Source organism: Mesorhizobium sp. M8A.F.Ca.ET.161.01.1.1 (assembly GCF_004792105.1).
In the GTDB taxonomy this organism is placed as follows: domain Bacteria; phylum Pseudomonadota; class Alphaproteobacteria; order Rhizobiales; family Rhizobiaceae; genus Mesorhizobium.
On the sequence record NZ_SRTD01000170.1, the window covers coordinates 1 to 367 of the forward strand.

Annotated in this window: 1 protein-coding gene; it reads left to right on the plus strand. The window is 59.4% G+C overall.

The window, feature by feature from the left end; translation table 11 throughout:
* Nucleotides 1–36: 36 nt before the first annotated feature.
* Nucleotides 37–367 (plus strand): AraC family transcriptional regulator ligand-binding domain-containing protein (locus EN804_RS35160; RefSeq protein ID WP_135922341.1); only part of this gene is annotated, 331 nt, incomplete at its 3' end.

Consider the following 367-nt stretch of genomic DNA (forward strand, 5'->3'; position numbering starts at 1 on the left):
GCGACAATTTCCAAACATGGTACGCCAAGGCTAGGGATGCCCGAAAAGAGGCTCAGCGACGAAATAACTGTGGTGGCCGGTCTGGCCGCCGGCGTCAGCAATTATGCGCGGGGGCGTGGCATCGATATCGCACCCATCTGCAAGGCTCTTGAGATCGATCCCGGCAATTTCGGAAGTCTCACAGAGCGCATCAGCCTCGATAGATTATGCCGTCTGCTGGAAACCTGCGCCCTGATATCCGGCGACGACGCTTTCGGATTGCAGTGCGCCTCCACTTTTCCCGCCGGCGCGTCCGGTGCTTTCGGATATGGCCTGATCAGCGCCCCGACGGTGCGGGCGTTTCTGCGCTTTCTTCAGGATCACGTCT